Source organism: Roseateles sp. P5_E1 (assembly GCF_054049335.1).
This window is the reverse complement of record NZ_JBFUMN010000216.1, coordinates 1-690: the sequence shown is the minus strand read 5'-3', so window position 1 is coordinate 690 and position 690 is coordinate 1. Positions and strand designations below refer to the sequence as shown.

The 690-nt window shown below is 55.7% G+C and carries 1 protein-coding gene; it reads right to left on the bottom strand.

All coding sequences use genetic code 11. The annotated features are described in order from the left end of the window. Positions 1–225: 225 nt before the first annotated feature. Positions 226–690: MarR family winged helix-turn-helix transcriptional regulator (locus tag ACXJKJ_RS30690; protein WP_457395254.1), on the bottom strand; the 465-nt coding region annotated here is incomplete at its 5' end.

The following is a 690-nucleotide window of genomic DNA, read 5'->3' as shown; positions in this document are numbered from 1 at the left end:
GCGCTCCGCCGACTCTGCATGCAGGGATGTAGCTACTCAGTCCGACGCGCGCTGTGACGCGATTGGTTGGCATTGCTGAGGCTGCTATCGAGTAGAGGGTCAGGATCATCCGCATCCAAGTCGCGAAGTCCTAGGTGAGTCGGGGAAGTCGCGCTACGTCGCTGCCGAAGTGGGGGTAAAGCGTGGGGCACTCCATACAGCCGGAGCGTGCATCGTGCCTGGCTGCTACGCCAAACCGTCGTTAGATTCCAGTGCCGAGCGAATGACTGCCATGGACGATGAGAAGTCTTTCAGCTGCCTGTCCTTCAGATCTCCCAGGTAGCTGACATTGATCTTCTCCCAGGCATCATTGGCGCGGCGTAGAAGCTTCTTGCCATCGTCAGAGAGTCTTGCGTACTTCTGTCGGGTGGAGTCAAAAAAGATAGGTTCGTCTTGCCACTCTTCGATCAGACCGGCGGCATCCAAGCGCCTATAGATGCCTGTCATCGAGGTCGGTGACATGCCCAAGCTCTTCGACACATTGGCTCTGATTGCGTGTGATCCCCGTTTGCAGAGTCGATCAATTTCGCTCAGTGCCAGAAACATGTTCGTGTCGAAACGGACGTCATTCAGCTGCTTATTGGTCTCCAAACGGATTTCATCCAGCTGCTCATCGAGCCTTTTCCGAACTAGCCTTGCCAGTGCCAACAG